Source organism: Bacillus sp. NMCC46 (genome assembly GCF_002998465.1).
In the GTDB taxonomy this organism is placed as follows: Bacteria; Bacillota; Bacilli; order Bacillales; family Bacillaceae; genus Bacillus.
Map to the genome: position 1 here is coordinate 201347 of NZ_PVQZ01000004.1, position 19906 is coordinate 221252.

Annotated in this window: 19 protein-coding genes; 5 read left to right on the forward strand and 14 right to left on the reverse strand. The window is 42.7% G+C overall.

Features of this window, described 5'->3' with window-relative positions:
- Nucleotides 1-124 precede the first annotated feature (124 nt).
- The gene (locus C6Y01_RS13155; protein ID WP_106038296.1) at nt 125-1483 is read left to right on the forward strand and encodes an aldehyde dehydrogenase; all 1359 of its coding nucleotides are present in this window, start codon (nt 125-127) and stop codon (nt 1481-1483) included.
- A gap of 33 nt (nt 1484-1516) precedes the next feature.
- Here the strand turns inward: C6Y01_RS13155 and C6Y01_RS13160 are convergent, their stop codons facing one another.
- Together C6Y01_RS13160 and C6Y01_RS13165 are read right to left on the reverse strand one after the other, a co-directional pair.
- Nucleotides 1517-2197 carry a uracil-DNA glycosylase gene (locus C6Y01_RS13160; protein ID WP_034660393.1) on the reverse strand — a complete coding sequence of 227 codons (681 nt, stop codon included), beginning with the start codon at nt 2195-2197 and terminating at the stop codon, nt 1517-1519.
- Complete coding sequence (locus C6Y01_RS13165; RefSeq protein WP_106038297.1) at nt 2194-3021, reverse strand: glycosyltransferase family 2 protein; 828 nt, start codon at nt 3019-3021, stop codon at nt 2194-2196. Before C6Y01_RS13165 ends, C6Y01_RS13160 begins: the two co-directional genes overlap by 4 nt.
- Before the next feature lie 128 nt (nt 3022-3149).
- Here C6Y01_RS13165 and C6Y01_RS13170 point away from each other — a divergent pair, with 128 nt between their 5' ends.
- Nucleotides 3150-3455, forward strand: a complete 306-nt coding sequence (locus C6Y01_RS13170; protein ID WP_034660395.1) for a YflT domain-containing protein — start codon at nt 3150-3152, stop codon at nt 3453-3455.
- 126 nt (nt 3456-3581) lie between these two features.
- Nucleotides 3582-4391: a bifunctional hydroxymethylpyrimidine kinase/phosphomethylpyrimidine kinase gene (locus C6Y01_RS13175; protein WP_034660396.1), complete on the forward strand. Its 810-nt coding sequence runs from the start codon at nt 3582-3584 to the stop codon at nt 4389-4391.
- Between the two features lie 53 nt (nt 4392-4444).
- Here the strand turns inward: C6Y01_RS13175 and C6Y01_RS13180 are convergent, their stop codons facing one another.
- The 6 genes from C6Y01_RS13180 to C6Y01_RS13205 form a co-directional block, all read right to left on the reverse strand.
- Nucleotides 4445-4936, reverse strand: coding sequence for a hypothetical protein (locus tag C6Y01_RS13180; RefSeq protein ID WP_106038298.1), 492 nt, complete (start codon nt 4934-4936; stop codon nt 4445-4447).
- A 75-nt stretch (nt 4937-5011) separates the two neighbouring features.
- Nucleotides 5012-5266: a hypothetical protein gene (locus C6Y01_RS13185; RefSeq protein WP_008359596.1), complete on the reverse strand. Its 255-nt coding sequence runs from the start codon at nt 5264-5266 to the stop codon at nt 5012-5014.
- A gap of 187 nt (nt 5267-5453) precedes the next feature.
- Complete coding sequence (locus C6Y01_RS13190; protein ID WP_106038299.1) at nt 5454-6911, reverse strand: sucrose-6-phosphate hydrolase; 1458 nt, start codon at nt 6909-6911, stop codon at nt 5454-5456.
- 19 nt (nt 6912-6930) lie between these two features.
- Nucleotides 6931-8319, reverse strand: coding sequence for a sucrose-specific PTS transporter subunit IIBC (locus C6Y01_RS13195; RefSeq protein ID WP_106038300.1), 1389 nt, complete (start codon nt 8317-8319; stop codon nt 6931-6933).
- Between the two features lie 253 nt (nt 8320-8572).
- A complete protein-coding gene (locus tag C6Y01_RS13200) occupies nt 8573-9406 on the reverse strand; it encodes a PRD domain-containing protein (protein ID WP_034660400.1) in 834 nt (277 codons plus the stop codon).
- Between the two features lie 52 nt (nt 9407-9458).
- The gene (locus tag C6Y01_RS13205; RefSeq protein WP_034660401.1) at nt 9459-9737 is read right to left on the reverse strand and encodes a hypothetical protein; all 279 of its coding nucleotides are present in this window, start codon (nt 9735-9737) and stop codon (nt 9459-9461) included.
- 500 nt (nt 9738-10237) lie between these two features.
- On the opposite strand from C6Y01_RS13205, the gene C6Y01_RS13210 reads away from it, so the two are divergent.
- The gene (locus C6Y01_RS13210; RefSeq protein ID WP_106038301.1) at nt 10238-12664 is read left to right on the forward strand and encodes a S8 family peptidase; all 2427 of its coding nucleotides are present in this window, start codon (nt 10238-10240) and stop codon (nt 12662-12664) included.
- Nucleotides 12665-12974: 310 nt separating this feature from the next.
- Here the strand turns inward: C6Y01_RS13210 and C6Y01_RS13220 are convergent, their stop codons facing one another.
- From C6Y01_RS13220 to C6Y01_RS13230, 3 genes are all read right to left on the reverse strand, one after another.
- On the reverse strand, nt 12975-13979 hold the full coding sequence (locus C6Y01_RS13220; protein ID WP_034660403.1) for an LLM class flavin-dependent oxidoreductase: 1005 nt from the start codon (nt 13977-13979) through the stop codon (nt 12975-12977).
- Between the two features lie 54 nt (nt 13980-14033).
- Complete coding sequence (nfsA, locus tag C6Y01_RS13225; RefSeq protein WP_106038302.1) at nt 14034-14783, reverse strand: oxygen-insensitive NADPH nitroreductase; 750 nt, start codon at nt 14781-14783, stop codon at nt 14034-14036.
- A 110-nt stretch (nt 14784-14893) separates the two neighbouring features.
- Nucleotides 14894-16105: an FtsW/RodA/SpoVE family cell cycle protein gene (locus C6Y01_RS13230; RefSeq protein ID WP_034660405.1), complete on the reverse strand. Its 1212-nt coding sequence runs from the start codon at nt 16103-16105 to the stop codon at nt 14894-14896.
- Nucleotides 16106-16580: 475 nt separating this feature from the next.
- On the opposite strand from C6Y01_RS13230, the gene C6Y01_RS13235 reads away from it, so the two are divergent.
- On the forward strand, nt 16581-16847 hold the full coding sequence (locus tag C6Y01_RS13235) for a spore morphogenesis/germination protein YwcE (protein WP_003215279.1): 267 nt from the start codon (nt 16581-16583) through the stop codon (nt 16845-16847).
- Between the two features lie 78 nt (nt 16848-16925).
- Here C6Y01_RS13235 and qoxD read toward each other — a convergent pair whose 3' ends face one another.
- Genes qoxD through qoxB form a run of 3 tightly spaced genes read right to left on the reverse strand, consistent with a single transcriptional unit; the run spans nt 16926 to nt 19883 of the window.
- Nucleotides 16926-17306, reverse strand: coding sequence for a cytochrome aa3 quinol oxidase subunit IV (gene qoxD, locus C6Y01_RS13240; RefSeq protein WP_007497818.1), 381 nt, complete (start codon nt 17304-17306; stop codon nt 16926-16928).
- A gap of 1 nt (nt 17307) precedes the next feature.
- Nucleotides 17308-17925 (reverse strand): cytochrome aa3 quinol oxidase subunit III, encoded by a 618-nt coding sequence (qoxC, locus tag C6Y01_RS13245; protein ID WP_007497820.1) that lies wholly within the window; start codon nt 17923-17925, stop codon nt 17308-17310.
- Nucleotides 17925-19883: a cytochrome aa3 quinol oxidase subunit I gene (gene qoxB / locus C6Y01_RS13250; protein ID WP_034660406.1), complete on the reverse strand. Its 1959-nt coding sequence runs from the start codon at nt 19881-19883 to the stop codon at nt 17925-17927. The genes qoxC and qoxB overlap by 1 nt, the downstream gene beginning before the upstream one ends.
- Between the last annotated feature and the right edge of the window lie 23 nt (nt 19884-19906).

Here is a 19906-nt window from a genome sequence, read left to right on the forward strand (position 1 = left end):
CCAAATGAACAAACCAAATGGGTTCATTTTTTCAAAGCAGTGCGCTCCCGCCTCTCTTATTTGACCCGTCATAGCCCTTCACACATAATAAAAGGAACAAAATCGTCTATGAAAGGATTGAATAATGGACAAACTCACTTCTCTTTTTCAGAAACAAAAAGTCTTTCAAAAGCCGCCGGTTCAAGAACGCATCCGCCTCCTTAAAGACTTAAAAGCAGAAATCAAACAGCATGAAAAGGATATTTTACAAGCCTTAGCCCATGATTTACATAAATCCGAACAAGAAGCCTATACAACAGAGATTGGGATGGTATATGAAGAAATCAATCATACCATCAAGCACCTTCACAAATGGGCAAAGCCAACACGCGCGCGAACACCTCTGACTCATATCGGATCGAAAAGCATGATCATCAAAGAACCTTACGGCAGTGTGCTCATCATTGCTCCTTGGAACTATCCTTTCCAATTGGCTCTTTCTCCATTAGTCGGAGCTATTGCTGCGGGTAATGCCGTCATCTTAAAACCGTCTGAGCTGACGCCGCAAGTCTCACAAATAATCAGCGCAATGGTGGAACGTGTATTTCAAGAAGACCATGCAGCTGCCGTAGAAGGCGGTGTAGATGTCAGTACAGAGCTGCTGAAACTGCCCTTTGATTATATCTTCTTTACAGGAAGTGTGGCAGTCGGCAAAATCGTCATGGAAGCCGCCGCAAAGCATTTGACACCTGTCACACTTGAGCTTGGCGGAAAAAGCCCTTGCATCGTCATGCCTGATGCAGACATCAAACTAGCGGCGAAGCGAATCACTTTCGGCAAATTCACCAATGCAGGGCAAACATGCATTGCGCCAGACTATTTGCTCGTTCATGAGTCCATTAAAGAGGACCTTTTGCGGGAAATGACAGCTTGTATCCGGGACTTTTATGGTGAACACCCTGAAACACATCCGCACTTTGGGAAAAATGTCAGCCAGCGTCATTTTGACAGACTCTCACAATTCCTCTCAAATGGAACGATTGTCACGGGTGGACAGCGCAATGAACACGAGCTCAAAATCGCTCCGACCATTTTAGACCACATCACATGGGAAGATCCCGTCATGCAGGAGGAAATTTTCGGACCGATTCTGCCTGTCATGACCTTTGATTCTCTGCATGAGGCAGCGCATATGATCAAAACAAGGCCGAAGCCGCTTGCTCTTTACTTATTTACAACAAGTAAAGAAACAGAAGCCTATATCCTAGACCATCTCTCATTTGGCGGAGGATGTATCAATGACACGCTCATGCATGTCGCTACTCCTTACCTGCCATTCGGAGGCGTGGGCGAAAGCGGCATGGGACGATATCACGGGAAAGAAAGCTTCTTTACTTTTACACATGAAAAAAGCGTCCTGCGCCAAACCAATCGCTTCGATTTTTCCTTCCGTTATCCAAATGCGAAAAACGGACTCGACTTGGTTCGTAAATTTTTAAAATAAACAAGACGAAGGGGCTCTCCCCTCGTCCTCTTTTCACTCAATACCTTGGATACACCAGTTGATTTCTTCGATCCCCATTTGCTTTAAATACGCGTTTACCTTTGAAAACGGACGACTGCCAAAAAAGCCGTTTCTTGCAGAAAAAGGACTTGGATGAGGTGACTCAATGATGTAATGCTTGTTTTGATCAATGCGTTCTTTCTTATTTTGAGCATGTCTTCCCCATAACACAAAAACGACGGGCTGATCACGTTCATTCAGCACATCAATGACACGGTCTGTCACACGTTCCCAGCCCTTGCCTTTATGCGAGTTCGCCTCGCCCTTTCTCACGGTCAGCACAGTGTTTAAGAGCAGCACACCCTGCTCTGCCCAGCTCACAAGTGAGCCATGATTTGGAACAGGACAGCCAAGATCATCCTTTAGCTCCTGAAAAATATTTCTCAATGAGGGCGGATGCTTCACGCCAGGCTGAACAGAAAAGCTTAATCCATGTGCCTGACCTGGGCCATGATAAGGGTCTTGTCCCAAAATCACCACTTTGACCTCTTCATAAGACGTCAAATGAAGCGCACGATAAACGTCATCCGGTTTCGGAAAAACGGTCTGCGTGCGATATTCTTCCTTCATCCATTCACGTAATTCCTGATAATACGGCTGTTCAAATTCACTTTTCATCACAGCCCACCAGCTATCATTTAAAAATGGCTTCATTGGGGTTCTCCTCCTTCTATCTGCTGCGTTAGTCTGGAGATCATCGGTTTTCCGTCCCACACAATATCACTCTCTGATTCTCGTTTTTTCATCGCTGGTTCTTCTAATAAGACAGCAAAGTTAGCTGTCGGCAGGTCACCCAGCTCATGCTTTTCACTTAGATCATCTAAGTAGTTCTTCCTTGTTTCACCAAGATCACTAGACTGATTCCCACCGCCGTCAAAAAACGCATAGATCACGCTGGCAGCTGGCACTCGTTTGACACGGGCATCCTGTGATACACGCAAAAAGAAGTCCCAGTCCCAATAATGATGCATCGCTGGATCAAAGTAGCCAATCTCATCGTGTATACAGCGTTTGTACATACTGCCGGAAGGAACATAGGTAGAAAAAACACGCATATCCTCAATAGCTGCTGTATAAGCAAATAAACGTCTCGACACCGGGAAACGGGTCGCGCCTTTTTCTTCAAATGACACAATTTCTGCATCAGAAAAGACAAAATCGGCGTCCTCCAGCGCCTTACTCATACGTTCAATATGACAAGGTGTAAAATAATCATCGTCGTCACTCAGCATGATGACATCGCCTGTCAGCTCCCGCACCCCCACGTTTCTAGCATTCACATGCTGGACATTCTCATCTAAATGGATCAAGCGGATCGGAAGTTCAGAGTAGAGTTCCTGGATGATGTCGACTCGCTCTCCTGCATCATTCACAACCACAATTTCAAAAGGCTGTACAGTTTGTCTCGTAATGGATTCAAGCAGCTCACACAGTGCGCTGAGCCGGTTATGTGTCACAATTAATAAGGAAATCTTCATATTCAGCTTACTCCTTTAATAAATTCGTCTTTTTCCATTAAAACATAAAATGACGTTCTTCTCATGATATAAAAGGCGGTTTGATGTGACGGGAAAATGGGAATTTTTGATGAAAAGGAGTGATCACGATGGAATACTTCACAGTAGAAAATAGCAAAGAAGCCAAACAGACCATTGAACAAATACATTCAGCAAAGGATGATATTTTCGTTTTTGCGTACGATCCAGAACGCTCTGATACCGTCACAGAGCATACGAATGCCAAAAGCATGACAGCGGTCGATCAAGGGATTTTAGATCAAATCGCCAATGTCATCCGCACCCGGGATGACGAGCTCATGGCCAAAATGATGTCGGTTGGCGCGGATCAGGAATTAGCCTTAACACTTTTAGACGAACTGAAAAAAGGAAAATTGGTGATTTGTAAAAGGTAAGGGGAAAGGCGTTCTTCCTAGGGTGGAACGCTTTTTTATGTCGTTTCATTGTGATAAACGGAAAAGCTGATTATAATAAGGGATAGAACAGTAACTGTTACACATCACATTGGAGGTTCAGCAACTATGTCTATGAATAAAGCACTCACCATCGCAGGGTCGGATTCAAGCGGCGGTGCAGGTATCCAAGCAGATTTAAAAACGTTTCAAGAAAAAAACGTCTACGGGATGACAGCTTTAACCGTTGTCGTTGCAATGGACCCTCATAACCATTGGGATCATCAGGTGTTTCCAATTGATACGGCGACGATTCGTGCGCAGCTCTCTACCATTGTAGAAGGCATTGGGGTAGATGCACTGAAAACGGGTATGCTCCCAACAGTCGACGTGATCGAACTTGCAGCTGACACTATCAAAACATACGACCTAAAAAATGTCGTCATTGATCCTGTTATGGTTTGTAAGGGTGCGAACGAAGTCCTTTACCCAGAGCACGCTGAAGCACTGCGCGAAAAACTCACACCACTGGCAACCGTCATCACGCCTAACCTTTTCGAAGCAGGTCAATTAAGCGGAATCGGTGAGATCAAAACGATTGAACAAATGGAAGAAGCGGCAAAACGCATTCACGAACTTGGTGCCAAGTATGTGGTCATCACGGGAGGCGGTAAGCTAAGCCAAGATAAAGCGATCGATTTGCTTTATGATGGACAAACCTTCGAACGCCTTGAAACAGATAAGATCGACACAGAATACACACACGGCGCAGGCTGCACATTCTCAGCAGCAGTCACAGCTGAACTGGCAAACGGCTCAGACGTGAAAGAAGCCATTTATGCAGCAAAAGAATTCATCACAGCTGCCATCAAAGGCTCTTTCCAGCTAAATGAATACATCGGACCAACAAAGCATTCTGCTCATCGTGTTGACAAATAGAACAGAAAAACCCGATTCGCCTTGTTAATGGGCGAATCGGGTTTTGTTTGTACTTACAAGCTCTTGTATACCTTCTCTATTCTCTCAAATTCATCACGTAAATCACTATCATCAGGTCTTCCCGTAATCACTTTTAAAAACTCGATAAATTGACGACCTGATTCAATGAGTTGATATACAAACTCTTTAAAGTCGGCCACCAATATCTGATTTTCAAGTGATAACATAATTTCTCGATCGGATTTTCTCTCCAACTGTATTTCTAGGGGTAAACTTGGATAATAAATTTTTCCGTACCCTTCTTCCATGTAATCTACTAATACATTTTTATAATAATGCCACAACTCTTCAATAGAATCTGGATTTTCGAAATCCTCTATTTTCCCCTTTTTCCCATGATCGAACGTAATTGTTTCTTCAAGGTTTGTAAACCCCTGTTCCATAAAATCTCCTTTCGTAGCAACGAATGTTTTGATCTTTTCAATATCATCAATGGGTACAAACTTCTTCTTGTCCTCCAAATAAATATACGTTTCTATCTTCAATTGACGTCACCCTTTCATTTCATGAAAAAAAGCATACCCGCGTCTGGGTACACTCTTTTATCCATACAGGAATACCTACTTTTGCTGATCAGATTCTTTCGCCATTTTTCGAATAAAGGCTTCAATGGATTCAACAAATAAGGCATATTCTTTCATTTGTTTATACGTATCTGACAGCTTCTCTTTTAATTCTTCCTGCTCTAGAGAAGGTTCACCGAGAATAGATTGGACTTGAATGAGCAATTCTTTATATTCTTCACGTTTATCTTCAACATGATCTGCCATTGTCTCCAAGCGTTTTCTAGTCGTCGGCTGCTGTTTTGAATTCAAGTAAACAACCCCTTTTTGTCCTACCGCATTTGGATAAACGTCAGCCTCAGCTGTATATATTTTAAAATGATACCATAATTCCACTTGTTATCATATATGTAAAACGTCATCAAACCGCTTCAGACCACCCTTGTATATACATGTTATAGGTTCTAAGATACGGGCGGATTTCACTAGAAAAAGCAGATCATTGATCTGCTTTTCTTTGTAAATGCCATGTTTTCAGTTTCAGCTTTGTTTCATTTCTGCCACTGATCGAGATTGATTTATTTCCCGGGGAAGGAAAGTAACGTGCAGTAAATACTTCTCGGCCTCCGTTTACAAAAATCTCAATCGACGATGCATCGATAAAGATGTGAAGATCGTGTAATTCCTCTATTGCTACTTCACGAACTTCTTTTGATCGATCTTCAAATCGATCTCGCTCTAATGTCAGTTTCCCTTCATCTTTATCATAAATAATACGGGCTGCCGCTCGAATACAGCATTCAAACCCTTTTTGTGTGTCAATTTGATCAATGAATACCTCTGCGCTTGTAATATCATCTACAGGAATCGATTGGACGGAGCGTTTGATATGAAAAACATTCTCTTGTTCATTTGTTCTCATCGCCTGGAGTTCAGTGACTGGTTTTTGAATCAGATGTCCGTTATCATCTAAACGCAGCTCTCTCGGGATCGTGAGGCAGTGTATCCATTGATACGAAATCGTTGGATGATGCTCTTCTCCTTGATCAGGCACCCCCATCCATCCGATTAAAAGACGTCTGCCTGATTCGTCTAGAAAGGTTTGCTGCGCATAGAAGTCAAAGCCGCGGTCCAGCTCCTCAAACGCTCCGTGCGTATATTGATAGGTATGATCATCCAATCTCCCAACAAAATAGCCTGATTGATGTGTATTATGATATTTTAAGCCATCCGGCTTGAGCCCTTGCGGCGACACAATCAATACATCCCGGCCATCTAATTCAAATAGATCTGGACATTCCCACATATAACCGAAATCCTCTAATCCATTTTTTCCACTGCCAGCAATCATGCCTTGAAACGTCCAATTGTCTAAAGTATCAGAGGTAAACAAGACGAGATTCCCTTTCAGGTCCAGGCTTTGTGCACCAAGAACCATGTACCACTGGCCATTTCGCTTCCATACTTTCGGATCACGAAAATGGGCGGTGAATCCTTCTGGCAGCGTCGCCACGACACCTTTTTTCTGAAAATGAATGCCATCTTCTGAAACAGCTAAACATTGATATGTCTCACGGTTTCCTTGTTCATCGCGAACGTTTCCAGTGTACATCACATACATCTGTCCATCGTCAATGACTGCGCTGCCAGAATAACAGCCGTTTTGATCAAACCAATCACTTGGGGCAAGGGCGGCTTCCTCGTGCTGCCAATTCACTAGATCTGTCGATGTGTAATGGCCCCAAAATTTTGCGCCGTGTCCCGTTTTGAATGGCTGCCACTGATAAAAAACGTGGTAAACCCCTTTCCACTGAATCAACCCATTCGGGTCATTTAAAAGACCAACTGGCGGCATTAAATGAAAATGCTGACGGTACACATCTTTTTTCACCAAATGCTCATAGTTTCGAATACGGTCTGCTACCTTTTGACGAAGTGCTGCGTCAGTTGTTGTCATGACTGTGACCACTCCTTGATTATTTTTCTACTTCTTTTACTTTAAAGATGATGGTGAGAGTAAATGAAACAGCAACAGCGATTAACATACCAATCACATAATTCACCACATTCTGCACACCGTATGGCGCGGCAATCGCAATCATCGGAATACCCGTTAAACCATAGGCGTTGGCTGCAACCTTCGTGAAGACAACAAATGCCCCGCCTAATGCGCCTCCGATCATCGCGGCAATAAACGGCTTACGATAGCGGAGGTTGACACCGAATATGACAGGCTCGGTAATACCTAGGAAAGCTGAGAAAGCTGCAGGAAGTGCGATTTCTTTTGTTTTCGCGCGTTTCGCTAAGAAAAAGACAGCCAATCCCGCCCCGCCTTGAGCTACGTTGGACATGGCCCAAATTGGCAGCAAATAGTTACGCCCAATATCATTCAGCAGTCCTGCTTCAATCGCATGGAAGCTATGATGAACCCCTGTAAGAACAATGAGAGAGTAGGCACCTCCGAAAATGAGTCCTGCTAAGAAGCCTGCATGATCATAAATAAATGTCAATGCATTCGAAATTCCAGTACCGAGCATTCTTCCAAGCGGTCCAACTGCAATAAACGTCACAAATCCAGTCACAATCACCGTCACAAACGGGGTCACAAGTAAATCAATACTGTTCGGAACCACTTTTCTTAAATTCTTTTCTACAATGCACATGATGTACACAGTCAATAATACTGGAATGACTGTTCCTTGGTAACCAAGAAGAGCAATATCAAAATTGAATAAATGCATATACTCTGGTTTCGCATCCATCAGCCCCCACGGGTTGAGCAGGTTCGGGTGAATCATAATCCCCCCAATAACGGCTCCTAAATACGAATTTCCACCAAACTCTTTCGCCGCACTGACCCCAATTAAAATCGGCAAAATGATAAAGGCTGCACTTGAGAACATATCAAGCATTTGGAAGATCGCAGAGCTTGGGTCAGCCCATTTGAAGGCTTTCATCATGCCTAATAGGCCCATTAATAAACCGCTTGCAACAATTGCTGGAATGATCGGTACAAAAATATTTGATAACGTCTTTGCAAAACGTGCAAGTGGATTCATTTTTTGTTTCACTGCTTCATCATGGCTGACAGGCTTTTGTTTCTCGTCTCCTGTCTCAAGACCAGTCTCACGAGCAAATGGTTCATATACTTTGTTGACTGCCCCCGTTCCAAAAATGATTTGGAATTGTCCCGAGCTTGAGAAAGCCCCCTTCACCCCTTCAAGTTCCTCAATGGCTTCTTTGTCAATCAGTTCCTCATCTTTTATCACCAATCTGAGTCTTGTTGCACAATGCGTGGCACTGATGACATTTTCTTTGCCGCCTAATCGTTTTGTTAATTCTTTGGCTGCTTTTTGATAATCCATGTTGTCTCCTCCTTTTTTAAAGCAAAAAAGACCTAAAATTCACCAACGATAAAAGGACATACACGTCCCCTCGTTACGCAAATTTTAGGTCTTGCCTGCCTGGCAGTCACAATCCCACGATATCAAATTTTGATTACGCTTTCATCATAGTATAAGAGTGAGACGTGCGTCAACCTCTTTTTTCGAATCAATTGACCCATATACACTAATAAGAGTAGTGTGCATAAAAAAAGCCTGCATGCAGGCACAACCACTAAACCAATTCGGCATCCTGCAGACGCTGGACATGCAGCGTGATGTAGCCGATCTCCGATTCAGGGAGATGAAGTTCATATTCATTTTTTAACAAATCAGCGAGTCCACGTGCACACTGGTAAGCCAAATCATACTTTGTTTGGATAAAACTCAGCATGTCATCGTCCATGATTTGAAATGCCTCATTTGATTCCAACCTGCCTAATGCATACCTCAAATGTGTCACAAGCCGCTGATAGGAAATACTATCCTCATCAATTGAATGCTGAAAATAGCTTTCTATATGCTCGATCATTTCTTTGATCATCGTTGTATATTTCACGGTCTTTTTCATAGACTCCGTATTCATTTTGGCCGTATGAATATGGAGTGCCACATACCCTGCCTCATCGTCCGGCAGTTCAACCCCAAGCCGATCCTTTACATAACGAATGGCATACTTTCCAATATCATATTCCTGCTTATATAAGACTTTGATCTCACCAAGCAATTTATTATATAGCACAATGCCCTTTTGAATGCGCTCTATAGCAAAGGATAAATGGTCAGTCAGTGATATATGGATATGATCACTAAGCGGCATCATCAGTTTACCCTCTGCATAACTGATGATATGCTCTGCCACCTCAATATGCGCTTCGGGCAATGTCGCAAGAATTTGTTTGAATTTCTCATTTTCTTCACGCACAACAAAGATTTTCTCTATTTTTTGAACGGGAACGACGTCATTTTTCCCCTTCTGAAAAGCAATTCCAGGCCCCATCACAATTTTCTCCTGATCACCTTCCTTTACAACCACTGCATTGTTATTCAATATTTTATATATCTTCAAGGGGTATCCTCTCCCACCAGATAACGTTTCTTATGTGGGATTTTACCCTGTTTCATCTCCCATGTAAAGGTAAGAGCGGGCCAGCACGCGCCTCTCTCGTCGTCTTCTCATCAAGCATCATCAGACTTTGCTTAAACGGTTTCTCTGACCTGCGCTTCTTGTTCTTTTCTTCTGCCAGCTTCTCTAGCTCTCTCTCGTTCACAACTTGAAAGAAACGATTATCCACCGCAGCCGCCTGAAACCGTTGCTGCTTCATCATCACACCAGGATTCACAAGCACATTCATCATGAAACCAAACCATACACTCAACCAGTTTTTGAATTTCTTCACTGAACATCCCTCCGCTTTTCTTAGAATCTAGCAGTTCTAGCAAAACAACTGCTCCTATCATATCCCGAGAAAAAAGAGAGGTTTGTCACAATCTGGGTGAAAAAACAAACTAGTTTTCAGAAGTTTTGTTGAAAAGTGGAGAAGATGATCATGTATGAGGGTGTTTGAATAAAAATTTTATACACACTATATCCAAAAGATAAGCACACCTTATCAACAGGGTTTATCCACATATCAACACCCCATTACTAGATTTTGTGTATGAGATTTTTTTATTTTCCATATATATATCTAAATAAATGAGTTATCAACAGGAGTTTGTGCATAAGTGAGACTTTATAAACAAAATAGTTCTTTATAACTATGTAAAATAAGACCATTTTAGTAAAGGAATTGTTTTCATCGTATTGAATACTTAATAACGGGCAGTGAATCTTTCCTATTTATCCACAAAAAGAAAGGCTATCTCCCTAAAAACACAGCTAGAAAGGGGAAAATTAATGAAAAAGGTCATCTCTCGTTCTTCTGTTCTATTGTTCTCCACTATTTTTATTTTATCCACATTCTTTACAGGTCAACAGGCTGCTGCCGCTCCATCGAACAAACAGGTGGAACTAGAAAAAGCAGAAATCTTCGGTGAAATCAATGTCAACTCTAGAAAACACACCACTGTCATTGTTGAATTAAAGGAAAAATCCTTGGTTGAAGCAAAGCAAGAAGGCAAAGCTCAAACAAAGGCCTCCCTCAAAAAATCTCGAACAAAAGTAAAAAATGCAGCACTCAAAGAAATTGATAAAGCGAGTGTTCGTCAAGAATATGAAAAAGTCTTCTCTGGTTTCTCTATGAAACTTCCTGCAAACGAAATTCCGAAGCTGCTCGCAGTGGACGGAGTAAAAGCCGTTTATCCGGATGTTACATATCAAACAGATGAAGTGAAAAAGGAAAGTATTCAGCTTCCAAATGAAGATGTCTCCCCTCTTATGGATAAAAGCGCTCCATTTATCGGTGCACCAAAAGCTTGGGATGCCGGCTACTCTGGAAAAGGGGTAAAAGTCGCTGTCATTGATACTGGAGTAGACTATACCCACCCTGATTTAAAAGGAAACTTTGGTTTATACAAAGGCTATGATTTTGTTGATAACGATTATTCTCCGCAAGAGACGCCTAAAGGAGACCCTAGAGGCGAATCGACAGACCACGGCACACACGTCGCAGGGACAATTGCTGCCAATGGACAAATTAAAGGTGTCGCAAAGGATGCCGCACTTCTTGCGTACCGTGTACTTGGACCAGGCGGGTCTGGGACAACTGAGAACGTTCTTGCAGGCATCGACCGCGCTGTTACTGATGGAGCAGATGTCATGAACCTCTCTCTCGGAAACAGTGTGAATAACCCTGATTATGCCACAAGCATCGCACTCGACTGGGCCATGTCTGAAGGCGTTGTCGCTGTCACATCGAATGGAAACAGCGGACCGAACAGCTGGACAGTCGGTTCTCCCGGCACGTCAAGAGATGCCATTTCTGTCGGAGCAACACAGCTTCCGTACAGCCTTTACAATGTGAAATTCCCGAACTATTCTACTGCAAAAGTGATGGGCTACTACCAAGAGAGTGATTTAAAAGCACTTGACCAAAAACAAGTCACACTCGTCCATGCAGGTATCGGTGACGAAAAAGCATTTGAAGACATCGATGTGAAAGGAAAGGTTGCCGTGATCGAACGAGGAGCCATTGCCTTTGTTGATAAAGTAGACAATGCAAAAGCTGCTGGTGCAATCGGCGTTGTGATGTATAACAACACCGATGGAGAAATTCCAGTCGATGTACCGGGTCTCGCTCTTCCTACGATTAAGCTTTCAAAAGCTGAAGGAACAGCACTTGTTAAAACTATTGAGACTGGTAATAATACAACGACTTTCTCCATTCAATTTGTCAAAGAACTTAGTGAGCAAGTCGCTGACTTCTCATCTCGCGGACCAGTTGTGGATACGTGGATGATTAAGCCTGATTTATCAGCACCTGGCGTCAGCATTGTGAGTACGATTCCAACGCATAACCCTTCTCAGCCTTACGGATATGGCTCAAAGCAAGGAACAAGCATGGCTTCACCGCATGTGGCAGGGGTCGCAGCGATCATCAAGCAAGCAAAACCATCGTACACAACTGAACAGATCAAAGCACTGATGATGAATACAGCAGAAAAACTATTTGACGCAAATGGCAGCCCATTCCCTCATAACACACAAGGGACAGGCAGTGTTCGAATCATCGAATCACTCCAAGCGTCATCTATCGTTTCTGATGCCAGCTATTCTTACGGCACTTTCTTGAAAGAAAAAGGCGTTCAAATCAAAACGAAGAAATTCAAGGTAGAAAACCTTTCAAAAGCACCGAAAACGTATACCATTGATTACAAATTTAATGGCAGCGGCATCAGCACAAACGGAACGAAAAAAATCACTGTCAAAGGGAATTCCACTGGGTCCTTTACTTCCGCGGTACAAGTGAAATACGGTAAAACCAAAAAAGGAACGTACCAAGGCAGCATTACCCTTCGTGAAAATGGCAGAAAGGTCACAGAGATTCCTACTTTATTGATTGTAAAAGAGCCTGATTATCCGCGCGTCACTTCGGTTTCCGTCGAGCCGGATAACCGTGCTGGAAGCTATGTTATTAGCAGCTATCTGCCTGGCGGCGCTGAGAACCTTGCATTTCTCGTCTACTCGACAGATGGAGAGTATTTAGGTGAAGCAGGTGTTTATCAACATGTTGATAAAGGAGAACACCGCGTAAAATGGAATGGCACGATCAATCAAGGTCAAAAGCTGGAACCTGGTGAGTATACAATGCTTGCGTATGCAAGTTTGAAAGGGAAATCAGACACTGTTCAAACGAAGGAACCCTTCGATATTTATCCTGAATAAACGTGAATCACAAGAAAAGCCTTGTATGAGCGGATTAGCTCATCAAGGCTTTTCGATTATATATAGAGGAAAGAGAGACTGATGTTGATATTGCTATGGATCGTTTCTTTTTTGACTGCTTTTTTTCTAACGATCACTTTGGTGTATTTTCACCCTTTTACACGCGAAACATCCTCGTCCTTTTCATCAAGCATGCGAGCTGACGGTCTATGTGTCCTTCATTTACCCGCTTAGTTTGGCGTTTATTTTCATCATGATGCTCCTTTTCCCCCTCTATTGGCTGCGTGGACGGTAAACAGACATACATACGTTATGCATCAAAGACTTCTTTTAATAAACGATACGATGTGAGCCGGTCTTGCATGTGGTGAGTGATCGTCACAGCGATTACTTCATTTGTACGATACGCTTTCGCTAGTGCCGTCAGCTGCTTTTTCACAGAAGATGGCGTTCCAACCACCATCCTTTGACGATTGGCAGCCACTCGTTTTTGTTCATATGGACTGTAGGAATAAGCTTGTGCCTTTTCATATGAAGGAAAGCCCCCGAGGTTTTGCCCCTGTTCATTGGCGAGTAAGGATAAATCTAAGCTGACTGCCAGTTTTTCTGCCTGTTCCTCTGTTTCAGCACATAAAACGAAGACCGCAAGACTGACGCGCGGCTCATCACCGAATGCTGAAGGTTCGAACCGGTTGATGTATTGCTCCACAGAATCTTCTCCGCCTTCGCCATTGATAAATAGAGCAAACGTATAGCCTGCACCTGCTTTCGCCGCAAGTCTTGCACTCCCTCCAGAGGAACCAAGCATCCATACCTCTGGTGCAGTCTCTACCTTCGGAGAAGCGGTTAAATGGGGCAGCGGGTAAAATTCATCCGCTAGGTCGTGTAAATAGACCTTCAATTCTTCTACCTGCTCAGGATATTGATCACCTAGTCGTTTTCGTTCACCATGATGAAGGGCAATGGAGGAAATGGGCATACCACCAGGAGCACGTCCAATCCCAAGATCAATTCTCCCAGGAGCCAGTGCTTCGAGAACCCTGAAGTTCTCTGCTACTTTATAGGCACTATAGTGAGGCAGCATCACACCGCCTGAGCCAATACGTATATGTGACGTAACGGCTGATAAATGACCGAGAAGCACCTCTGGACTCGACCCTGCAAGCCGGTTTGAAAAGTGATGCTCTGATACCCAAAAACGGTGATAGCCCCACTTCTCTGCCTGCTTTGCCAATTCAACCGTTTGCTTCAATGCTTCAGCAGGTGTTGCATCTCCGATCAAAGGAGATTGATCCAGTATACTTAATTTCATCATGCTGCACCTCTTACAGAAATCCCCCTCTCTCAATCGAAAGGGGGGATGTCTTATTTATTTTCGATTAAAGCCCTTCTCTTTAACAAATTCTCCAAGGAAGGCACGCTTTGGCTGACTAAAGCCGCGAAGCATCTGCTTAGACCAAGTATCTTTTCTCTCTCCGTTTGTTCGTTCTTCATAATATGATGAAATACGATCATCGTATTCTTTTAAATAACGATCCACATGCGCTTCATCTAGCTGATAAGCATTTTCATGATAAATGAGTTCAACTGGCAGCCGTTCCTTTTGTGACGATTGACTCGCTGGATGTCCGACAGCCAGACCAAATAACGGCAGCACATAAGATGGCGTTTCAAGTAATTCAGACACTTCTTTCAGTTGATTACGCAGACCGCCAATATAGCAGATCCCAAGTCCCATTGATTCTGCGGCTACACTCATATTTTGCGCAGCGAGCGCCGTATCAATGACGCTAATGAGAAAGGCTTCCGTATTCTCAAGCGCCTCTTGATGATTTTCCCCTGCTTTTTTTGCAATATCATCATGGCGTTTCAAGTCTGCACAGAAGACAAAGAAATGCCCATTCTTCTCAACGTATGGCTGATTCCCAGCCAGTTCAGCAAGCTTGGCCTTCTTCTCTTGATCTGTCACACCAATAATACTGTACGCCTGTACATAGCTTGATGTCGAAGCAGCCTGTGCACTTTTAATGAGTGTCAGCACCTCTTCTTCGGACAAACGCTCGTCTGTAAACGAACGGATGGACCGATGATTTAATATCGTTTCTATCGTTTTGTTCAATTCGAAGACCTCCTTCACTTGTACTATCATATGACAAAGACATATGGCTTTTCAAAAATTAAAACTCGCATGAAAAAAGACAGTCTATACTTAGACTGCCCTTACCCGTTTTATTTAAATAAATAACTTTGGTATTTCGTTAATTGAACACTTGCGTTATAAGCAATCCCGAATCCAATAAGGACAGATAAGACAGAGCTTCCTCCGAAGCTGATAAATAGGAGCGGAATCCCTGTTACAGGCATCACGCCTATATTCATCCCAATGTTCTGGAACGTATGGATCACAATCAGTGCTGTATATCCTACACAGAAGAATGACGCAAACCGGCTATATGGATGGATACGGTCGATCAGCACGACAAGCCGGTAGATCAAGAAGAAGAACATGATCACAACAAACGCACATCCGACAAAGCCAAAGGCTTCTCCTATAATGGAGAAAATCATATCTGTTTGTGCTTCTGGGACATAGACTTTTAAGTTTTTAACCCCATTCCCAAAAATCTGTCCAGCACCGATGGCCATTATGGCCTGGTCTACTTGATATTTATCAGACCCAGACGCATCCTGAGTCTGCGCTTGATTGGCTGACGTAGAACTATCAGGCAGCCAAGCGGTAATCCGGTTAATCTGATACTGCTGAATGCCAATTGTTTTCGCAACATCAGGGAAGAGAATGATCACAGTTAACACAGCGGCAACTAAAAGCACAACTACGGAACCGATGAGAGAGATCAGTTTCCAATTGACTCCTGATAAAAACACCATCACAACGACAATAAACATACAGACAGCTGCCGTACCTGCATCCTGTAAGAAAATCAGTCCAACTGGAACAGCTGCCACCCCGGCAATTTTTAATAGAAGGAAGATATCATCTTCTAATGTCCGTTTTCCTCTAGGGCTTGACTTGCCAATAACAGATGCGAGCATCATAATCAAACCAATTTTCATGAACTCTGAGGGCTGAAGTGTTCCGATCCCCGGTATCACAAACCAGCTTTTTGCACCATTTTTAATTGGAGCAAAATCATGACCTCCGATTTGTGCAGGAGCGATTTTCAGAAAAATTAACAGCATAATGCCGCCTATAAAAATATAGAGGCTTAGCTTTTCTAATTGCTCCAAGTCAAAGTAATTTATGGCTACAATACATATAACTCCAACCATGTAGTAAATGATCTGTCTGGTCCATGCATTAGATCCATACTGCCCAAATTGACCCGCAGCATAAATCGCAATGACACTGATGGCAAAGAAGGCTAAAAATATAAAAATTAAATCCCCTTGATAGTACGGAGATGTATTCTGCTTGTTCATGAACTAACCACCCTTATTACAAAACATAAAAGCCCTTATTTATATTAGATTGAAATTTTCACAAAAGCAACTCACCTTAAATATGACGGAAGATACATCCGAAAGGTTCCAATCATTTTTCAAAAAATGAAATACTTTTCATTCTAACAATAGGAAAAAATTCCTCTATACTTTTTCCATTCAACCGATCATGAGTCCTTTAAAAAGATTATTTTACAGATTTTAAGGGGAAAATTCAATGACCTATGTGGCGATATGACAAGCAATTATCATGCCAGCATAAGCTGTACGGAGAGAAAAGGAAAAACCACTTTCTACGGAATAAGGCCCATTTTCCAATTATTGAGTTTACTTCAAAGTCAATTGTGGTATAATACTTGTAACAAAATGTTCACAATATCTCCTAAAAACAGACACAATTGCATCCTGACCTCTTATTTGATTTGGATATCAACTTACAAAGGAGTTGGATACGATGGATATGTTCTTTGCGTACCTATGTATTGCAACGGCTACACCCCTGTTTTTATGGCTTGAAAACAGAAAAATTGCACTAGCTTCTATTCCACCCATTATGATTATGTGGATTTTCTTCGGTCTTTACATGACGAGCAGTTTATCTCCAGCAGGACATACCTTCATGATCGCATTCTTTGCCATTAACGTCATTTTGGCACACATTGCAGCGTTTCTCATTTATGGACTTCCATTCATTCGCAAAAGATTCAGCAGCACCAGATAAATCACGCACCACCTATTGGAGGCGTAATCACCATCATGATAAAAACCACTCACCTTTGAGGGATGAGTGGTTTTTTTATTATTTCTCTGAATGCTCAGACTGCTTTGGCGCAGAAGGTGAATAACCGTCTTTGCTGTTCTCTCCGTGGCTGTAGTGAGCCGCAAAGATCCAAACAGATCCGATAACGAAGATAATTGCACAAAACAGACCAAACAATGTATTTCCGACTTGAACAGTTCCGTTCTCGCTTTCTGTCATGTGCATAAACATGAATAGCTGCAAGAACGCTTGAATGAAGGCAAAACCAAAGATAATCCATAGTTTTGCAGAACTGCCAATTTCAGCTCCAATGGCAATCCAGAATGCTAAGATTGTTAGCACAATGGATAGGATGAAGCCAACTACGTGTTTCCAAGGGAAGTGTTCGTGCTCTGCTGAGGAATGTGTTTTTCCAGCCATATCACAAAAGCCCCCCTAATCCGATCAAGTAAACAGCTGTGAAGATGAAAATCCATACAACATCAAGAAAATGCCAGTATAGACTTGAGATAAAAATCTTCGCTGCTGTTTGTGGAGTTAATCCACGTTTTTTAATTTGGAACAAGACCCCGGTAATCCAGAAGATACCGATGGATACGTGTAGTCCGTGAGTTCCTAAGAGTACAAAGAATGCAGACCAATACGCACTTGTATGGATGCTCGCACCCTCATGTACATAATGGAAGAACTCGAAAATCTCAAAGCCAACGAAGCCTGCACCTAGAAGCAGTGTCAGAATCGTCCAAATGACAACCCCTTTTGTACTTCCACGGCGCATTTCATGAACAGCAATCCCGCATGTAAATGAACTAACCAATAACAGGAATGTCATGATCAATACAAGCTTCATATCAAACAGTTCAGCTGGTAAAACGCCGCCAGCTGTTCTGCCATGAAGAACAAAGTAGGTCGCAAAAAGTGTTGAGAATAACACGATTTCCGCGCCAAGGAATATCCAGAAACCAAGGATGTTTAAACGTCCTGTTTCAGACTGATATTCAAGCGGTGCATTTGCATAGCTGCTATCATTATGTCCCATTACTTCTGCGCCTCCTTATTCTTTTTCTCTGTTTCAATCACTTCTTCAACAGGAATATAGTAGCCATCGTCATATTCAAATGAGCGTAAAATCATTGTTGCGAATACACCGATTAAGCCAATAACGCCAATCCAATACCATTCAAATACAAGACCGAATGCACCAAGTCCGAAGAATGCAGACATGATGAGTGGTCTGCCTGAATTGTGCGGCATGTGAATTTTCTTGAATTCTTTTTCAGGATGAACGTCTACGTTGTTTTGCTTCCAATGATGGAATGCATCTGGTGTTGTCACTTCTGGAAGTGCTGCAAAGTTATAATGCGGCGGAATTGCAGAAGATGTCGCCCAGTCAAGAGTACGTCCATCTCCCCAGCTGTCTCCAGACACTTCACGTTTCGCGTGTCTCCAGCTGTAGTAGATGTTGTAGCAAAGGATGATGAAGCCGATACCCATCATAAATGCACCAATTGTTGAAATAAAGTTTAGTGCAGTCCAGCCATCTTCTGGTCCATACGTATAAATACGTCTTGGCATTCCTTGCAGTCCTAAGAAGTACTGCGGGAAGAAACAGATGTTAAATCCGATCATGAATACCCAGAAGAACCATTTGCCGATTCTTTCGTTTAACTTGTAACCAAACATTTTTGGATACCAGAAAACAAGGCCAGCAAAACAAGCAAAAACAGTACCTGCGATTAATACATAGTGGAAGTGGGATACAAGGAAGTACGTGTTATGGTACTGGTAATCCGCAGCTGCCATCGCAAGCATAACCCCAGTGACACCACCGATAACGAAGTTCGGGATGAAACCAAGTGCCCAAAGCATTGGTGAAGTAAAGCTGATACGGCCTCGATACATCGTAAAGAGCCAGTTAAAGATTTTCACACCTGTTGGTACAGAAATCGCCATTGTTGTAATCGAGAAGAATGAGTTAACCGCTGCACTGTTCCCCATTGTAAAGAAGTGGTGAACCCACACAAGGAAACTAAGAACAGAGATTGCCACAATCGATACAACCATCGCTTTGTAACCAAACAGCTGTTTTCTTGAGAACGTCGCAAAGATTTCTGAGAAAATACCGAAAGCCGGCAGGATGACGATATATACCTCAGGATGTCCCCAAATCCAGAAAAGGTTCGCCCAAAGCATTGGCATACCGCCTGCTTCGAGTGTAAAGAATGCGGAACCGAATAAACGATCAAATGTCATAAGTGCTAAAGCAACTGTTAATACAGGGAATGCGAATACGATGATGACAGACGTAATCAATGTTGTCCATGTAAACATTGGCATACGCATAAGCGTCATACCTTTTGTACGCATTTTTAAGATGGTCACCATGAAGTTAATACCAGTCATAAGTGTACCAATACCTGCAATTTGGAGCCCGAGCAAGTAATAGTTCTGTCCAGGACCTGGTGAGAAATCATTTCCGGCGAGCGGCATGTAACTCGTCCAGCCTGCACTTGGTGATCCTCCAATGACGAAGGAAATGTTGAACAGCATCGCTCCAACCATGAATGTCCAGAAGCTAAGGTTGTTCAAATAAGGGAATGCAACGTCACGTGCACCAATTTGAAGAGGCACAACGACGTTGATTAAACCAATTAAAAATGGCATCGCCATGAATAGAATCATGATCGTACCATGCGTTGTGAAAATTTCATTATAGTGGTTGGAATCTAAAAACGTATTATTAGGAAGCGCCAGCTGTGCGCGCATCATCAGTCCGTCTACCCCACCGCGGAAGAACATAATCACAGCAGCAAGGATATACATGATCCCAAGCTTTTTATGATCAACTGATGTTAGCCATTCTTTCCAGAGCCATTTCCACTTTTTAAAGTAGGTTAAAACAAACACGATAGCAATGGAAGTAAGAGCGATAGAAATTTGCGCACCAAGAATTAATGGGTCTCCAGTTACAAAAAACTCATCCCATTTCAAATGCATAACGGCCTCCTCCTTTCCTTAGT